At 53.4% G+C, this 6,067-nt stretch carries 3 protein-coding genes and 2 pseudogenes; all 5 read left to right on the forward strand.

The genetic code is table 11. From position 1 onward, the window contains the following. Positions 1 to 573: 573 nt before the first annotated feature. The 5 genes and pseudogenes from MRBLMA1_RS11410 to MRBLMA1_RS11430 all read left to right on the forward strand — a co-directional run bounded on the left by MRBLMA1_RS11410 (position 574) and on the right by MRBLMA1_RS11430 (position 5,941). Complete coding sequence (locus tag MRBLMA1_RS11410; RefSeq protein ID WP_363736946.1) at positions 574 to 750, forward strand: hypothetical protein; 177 nt, start codon at positions 574 to 576, stop codon at positions 748 to 750. A 469-nt stretch (positions 751 to 1,219) separates the two neighbouring features. Then, a pseudogene (locus MRBLMA1_RS11415) lies at positions 1,220 to 1,979 on the forward strand (IS5 family transposase). 66 nt (positions 1,980 to 2,045) lie between these two features. Beyond that, a pseudogene (locus tag MRBLMA1_RS11420) lies at positions 2,046 to 2,854 on the forward strand (IS5 family transposase). A 491-nt stretch (positions 2,855 to 3,345) separates the two neighbouring features. After that, on the forward strand, positions 3,346 to 4,527 hold the full coding sequence (locus MRBLMA1_RS11425) for a sulfotransferase domain-containing protein (RefSeq protein WP_363736947.1): 1,182 nt from the start codon (positions 3,346 to 3,348) through the stop codon (positions 4,525 to 4,527). A 169-nt stretch (positions 4,528 to 4,696) separates the two neighbouring features. Further along, positions 4,697 to 5,941: a glycosyltransferase family 4 protein gene (locus MRBLMA1_RS11430; RefSeq protein ID WP_363736949.1), complete on the forward strand. Its 1,245-nt coding sequence runs from the start codon at positions 4,697 to 4,699 to the stop codon at positions 5,939 to 5,941. Positions 5,942 to 6,067 lie beyond the last annotated feature (126 nt).

Below are 6,067 nucleotides of genomic sequence, written 5' to 3' on the forward strand. Positions count from 1 at the left end.
TTCTTGGTCCAGCACCAGGCGGACTGCCCGCTCGCGCACCTCCGGTGCAAACTTGTTCGTTGTCTTGCTCATCTTAGACCCTACCTCTCAGGAGTTAGGGCCTCCGGCAATCCCGGGGCGGTTCATATCCTGACCTCGGACAGCACGTTGAATGGTGAAGCGACAGGCTTTCAATTCGACGTTGGGAAGGTTTTTCTGTGAAGGCGTCGTTTTGATCCGGCTGGAGGAGATCGAGCATCTGGTGTAGACGTTCTGCAAAGAACTAAATGTCAGCGCCGGACAGGCGATTCTCGGCCGCCTTACGCCGCGCGCCGTCCTGCGCGGCTGCAAGCCGCTGTATACCTCGCATTCTGTGGCGTCATATCGATCGGGCACAAGCCTGACTGCCCTTGGTCGCCTTCCTTTCAAACGGATGAAGCACAGAAATGCCTTCAGGCGCCTCTTGACCGACTCGAATACAGGCGCAACCCTGTACGCATGACACCAATCGAACGCGCCTCCCGCGCCCTCTGTAAGCTGGAGGGCAATCCCGAAAACATCAAATTCGATGGCAAACCGATGTGGCAAAGATACATGCCGCAGGCGCTGGCAGTGATCGAAGCTCTACACGAACCCAGCCCAGCCATGCGAGAAGGTGGCTCCGAGATCATCCGCGCCCTTTGTCCGGACCATTCAAATCAGGTGATCGAGGATGACGCGGCCAACATCTGGCGACTGATGATCGACGCGATGCGCAAGGAAGCGCCGTGATGCGCGAAGGTCCATACAGGCCCGATTTCAGGTTTTTGGCGTTCGCTTTGGGCGTGGTCGCCGTGATCGTTATTCTTGCCGGGGCTACGAGCTAGAGGGCGACAGGCCGAGCGCAGAGCGCATCCCCCCATTTTGCTCGACCACTCATTGACCGTTTCCGGCGTATCGTAGCTGTTGGCCGCAATCTCCCGCCCGTATGGCAGAACGGATCGACTTGAACCATATCGGCAATTCTTAGGACTTCGGGCGTGGCGCAAGCAGGGAGCGTTCCGCACAGCATCAAGAATGTGGGGCTAGAGCGATTTCCAACCGATCGGAACCGATCGCTGGTTAAGAAATCGCGGCAAACAAAGAAACCAGAGCGGCGATCTGATTCAATCAGATCGCAACCCGCTCTAGGCTGTAGTGACATTTTAGGGATTCACGCGAGGTGTGATATCTGATTCAACACTGGCTTTTGGAGGCTGGTGTGGAAGGCGAGGTTCTCAGGGACGATCAGTGGGAGCGGCTGCGTGAGTTCGTGCCGGGCGGCCGCAAGGGCAAGCGTGGTCCGCGCAGCGACGGGCGGCGGTTTCTGGATGCACTGCTATGGCTCGCGCGTTCCGGCGGTCGCTGGCGTGATCTGCCGGAGAGGTTCGGTCCCATCAGACAGCCAAGCGGCGGTACTATCGCTGGATCGAGCAAGGGGTGATCGACCGGATATTCGAAGCGGTATCGGATGATCCAGATATCGAGTGGCTGGCGATCGATGCGACCGTGATCCGCGCTCAGGCCCAAGCCGCCGGGGCACGGGTAAAAAGGGGGGCGTTCAAGCCCAGGCTCTCGGCCGTTCGCGAGGCGGGTTTGGCACCAAGGTCCACACCGTAGTCGATGCCCTTGGCTTGCCGATCCGCTTCATCCTCGGTCCCGGCCAGCAGAACGACATGGCACCCGCCTGCGACCTGATCCGCGGCATCCCGGCTGGCAAGGTCTTGGCTGATCGCGCCTATGACGCTGACCGCCTGCATGATCTCATCTACGACCAAGGCGGTGAACCGGTCATCCCACCCCGCCGCCATCGCAAATACCAGCATCCCTATGATCGCATCGCCTACAAGCAGCGCTGGGGTATCGAAGCCTTCTTCGCCAAGCTCAAGCAATGGCGACGCATCGCCACGCGATACGACAAGCTCGCCGCCAACTTCCTCGGCTTCGTCAAACTCGCATCCATCATGCTATGGCTCAAATGATTAAATCGTCACTACAGCCTAGAGGCTGTTATGGACTTGTGAGTTCGAATGGATTCAAAGGCTTGAATGGAATTTCATCGCAAGCCTTATCCGTCTGACGTATCCGATGAGGAATGGTCGCTGATCGTACCGTACCTGACGCTCCAGCGTGAGGACGCGGGACAACGGGAGCACAGCCTTCGCGAGGTGTTCAATGCCTGCGCTACATCGTGAAGACGGGAGCGCCGTGGCGATGGATGCCGAACGACCTGCCGCCTTTGGCGGCGGTGTATCAGTAGACACAGCGCTGGCTGGCGGCGGGCTGCTTCGAGGCGCTGGTGGGCGACCTGCGCGCAGTACTGCGCTTGGCGGCTGGCCGCTCAGCCGAACCGACCGCTGCCATCATCGACAGCCGGACGTTGCGCTCCACACCCGAGAGCGGCGAGCGCGCCGGCTATGACGGCGGCAAGCGCAAGAAAGGATCAAAACTCCACATGGCGGTTGATACGCTGGGGCATCTGCTCGCGCTTCATGTGACGCCGGCCAGCGCCGAGGATCGTGGCGAGGTTGAACGGCTCGCGCGGACCGCGCAGGCCGTCACCGGCGACAATGTCGACATCGCCTATGTCGATCAGGGCTATACCGGTGCGCGGGCGGCCGATGCCGCAGCCGCCCACGGCATTACGCTGGAAGTCATCAAGCTGCCCGAGGCAAAGCGGGGCTTCGTTCTCCTCCCTCGGCGCTGGGTCGTCGAACGTTCCTTCGCATGGGCAACCCGCTTCCGGCGTCTCGTCAAGGACTATGAGCGTTACGCCCAGACACTCGCCGCACTCCACCTCGTCCCTTTCGCTTGCATCATGATGAAGCAAGCCGCAGCCATCACCGCTGGTCCATAACAGCCTCTAGCCAGGCGCTGCATCGAGAAAATGCCAACGCAGCAATTGGTTGTTGCCGGGCTAGGGGGCAAGATATGCTTATATCCAGCGCGGTGCTATGAATATGGAGAGCCGGTTTCTCGATGCTTCAGAGATGACACCAATAGAGGGCCGTTATGTTCAGCCGAAATGGAATCTTCCCCCTATTTCCAGATCCTCAAAGATTGCCGCCCACGTCGAATTTAGGAACGGCGGCACATGGCAACGGGCGTTGAAGGGAAAAATGCGCGCTCAGTTCAGTCGGTTGATCGATTCGCGTATGTGGCGGGTACCCACGTTGGCCTTGGTATACCAATCCAAAACGCCTCATGAGTATAATCTACGAATGGACCGATGGGCTCACTCGACGAGGCAGATCACGATAACTTAATAAAAATTATAACTTTCTCTACGAATATCAATAATTTATAACATTACTGTGACTAAAGAAGAAAATCAAGAGCGAGATACAAATGGAAATCGTCAATATTAGAGATTTTGTGCGACCACCCGTAATTTTATGTGCGGGATTGCCTAGGAGTGGCAGCACTTGGATTTATAATGCTGTACTTGAACTGTGCAGAGAATACGGAAATACCATCGGTGTTTATTCAGATGATTTTCCAGAAAATTTACGAGAACTAATACAGAGCAATCAAACTCTGGTAATAAAATCTCATGCTCCAAGCCAATATTTATGTGAATTAGTGCGATTTGTTGGAGGAAAATCGATTGTGAGCGTCCGTGATCCGCGGGACTGTGTTGTATCACTTATGGAAGTTTTTGGATTTGAGAAATCGGCTGCAATCATCTCGGTTAAGAATAGTGCCGATGCTATTGAGAAACTGCTCCTCGAAAAGAAGTCTTCTATCTTTGTTTATGAAGACATGCCAGATCGTTTAGCAGCAATCATGCAGTTGGGAAATGACATTGGTTACCCGGTTGAGACGGCGTTCGCCCAAACTATGGCCGAAAACTTGGAGCCGGAAAAAATTCGAACGCGAGTTATGGAACTGGAGAGGCAAGGTGTTCTTGATTCCAGTAATGCCGTAGGGAGCTATACGAATGAGACCCACTGGCATCCAGGACATGTAGGAAATGGTAAAATCGGAAAATATATAAATACCCTTTCAAAATTTGATATTGCGCAAATAGATCGCAATAATCCTTCTATTATGCGGAATTTCAACTATAATATTCATGCCGTACCAACAATAGAAGGAGATTCATCATTCTATATGTCGGAATATGGTCGATTATTTGCGGTAGAAGGTATTTCGTTCGTCGAAGAGTGGGGCGTTTGGTCTGAAGGCGCTAGAACTCGACTGGAATTTCATTTTGCTCCACATATAAGGTCGGTAAAGATTGAAGTGCACTTTTTCCTCGGCCCAAGCATGCAAGGCTCCGCACCATCGGGACACGGAATGGTCAGAGTTAACAACATAGAGGTAACGCAATTCCCCGGATTAATGGCACCCGCTGTGGAGGTAATATTAGTTCATACCAGTACTCCGAACATCAATGGATTAATCAATCTTGAATTTAATTTCTCTGAATTAAAATCGCCAGCAGAGTTAGGCATTAATCAGGATATCCGACTTTTGGGTATCGGACTTCGCAGGGTATCATTCACTGTAGTTGATTTCATGGCATAGGGAAACGAAGCTTGTTGGGGGGAGAAATAGGTCAACCTCTTTCGGAAATGAGTGGCACGCAGCTTACTGATTAACGGCACCCCTATAAGATATCTCTTCGGAGCGAAAAGGCTGTCGACTTATGTACATATATTTTAGCCAAAATACTTCACAATAATAGGAAAATTTCGTGCGAATACTTGTAGATGGGCTTAACATCGCCCTCCCGACGGGAACAGGGATCGCGACCTATGCGCGTAACTTCATCATGCAGGCCGCTCGATGTGGGCATGATGTTGATATAATATTAGGTAATAATTGGGAAGGGCCGATTCCCTACGGAGACCATCCTACACTGGTGCAGACGTTGCAGCGGCCAGAGCAAGGCAAGCGGTCATTTCGTGCGGTCCGACGCTATTGCGGAGCTGTTCGTAACATCCTCAATCCTCGCCTCCATCAAACGGTGCTGACGATAGATAAAGAGGGCTTGCCGGTGCAGAACGCATGGTATAGACGCGAATTATTCGCGAACGCTGTGGCTGCATTCCGGCGTTTCGGGCGTTTCACGGAAGTGGACATTCCCGGTATTGATCTGGCTCATTGGACTTGCCCCGTGCCGCTGCGGGTGCGCGCCGCGCGGAATATTTACACAATTCACGATCTTGTACCATTGATCCGACCGGAACTGGTCTTGGGCAATCCAAACCGGATGCGGCGGTTATGTAATGAAATCACAAATAATGCAGACCGTATCCTGACTGTATCGGAACGTTCGCGGTCGGACATTATTGAACAGATGAACGTTGATCCTGACTTAGTCGTAAATACATATCAGTCATTGGAAGAGGTATTCTGGCATCAGCCGAAAGCGGCAAGTTTTCTCGATCTTCCGGCAGGTCTGACGAACCGCGGCTATTTCCTCTTCTTTGGCGCGGTGGAGCCGAAGAAGAATGTCGGGCGGATCATAGAGGCACATCGTGATGCACGCATCAACCTGCCACTCGTTTTGGTAGCTTCTCCAGGTTGGGCCAGCGACGATCTGTGGGAGAAGATAAAACGCTATAGTGAGGGTGCTGGCGGGCGTTGTATTCTGTTGCAGCATCTGCCTCGGAAGGAATTGATGGCGCTGATCAGGAATGCAAGATCGGTAATATTCCCATCGCTTTATGAGGGTTTTGGCTTGCCCGTGCTCGAATCTATGGCATTGGGAACTCCCGTAATTGGTTCCACCGCTGGAAGCCTGCCAGAGGTCATCGGTAATGCGGGGCTACTAGTTGACCCAGTTAGTGTAGCAGAATTGGTCGACGCGATGCTGAAGCTGGAACGAGATACCCATCTTGCGACGAAACTGGCGGAAAATGGCTTGGTGCAGGCAGCTCGTTTTGCGCCGGACAAATATAGAAAGAGGATAGAAGCTCTCTTGGCTACTCTCTAATACCGACGTGCGCGGGTTCTGACTCACGGTTGGATTCCCAAGGTGCTAATTTTCTGATTCGTTGCAGCGAGCAAGAGGAGGCTCGCGATGGCGGCAGCGATTGGGGTTCGAACGGACTACACATCG

The organism is Sphingobium sp. LMA1-1-1.1 (genome assembly GCF_040676365.1).
Classification (GTDB): Bacteria; Pseudomonadota; Alphaproteobacteria; order Sphingomonadales; family Sphingomonadaceae; genus Sphingobium.

Bases quoted from the DNA above. Each gene is read 5' to 3' on its own strand.
- MRBLMA1_RS11410 (WP_363736946.1), top strand. From the start codon at position 574: ATGCCGCAGGCGCTGGCAGTGATCGAAGCTCTACACGAACCCAGCCCA.
- MRBLMA1_RS11425 (WP_363736947.1), top strand. From the start codon at position 3,346: ATGGAAATCGTCAATATTAGAGATTTTGTGCGACCACCCGTAATTTTA.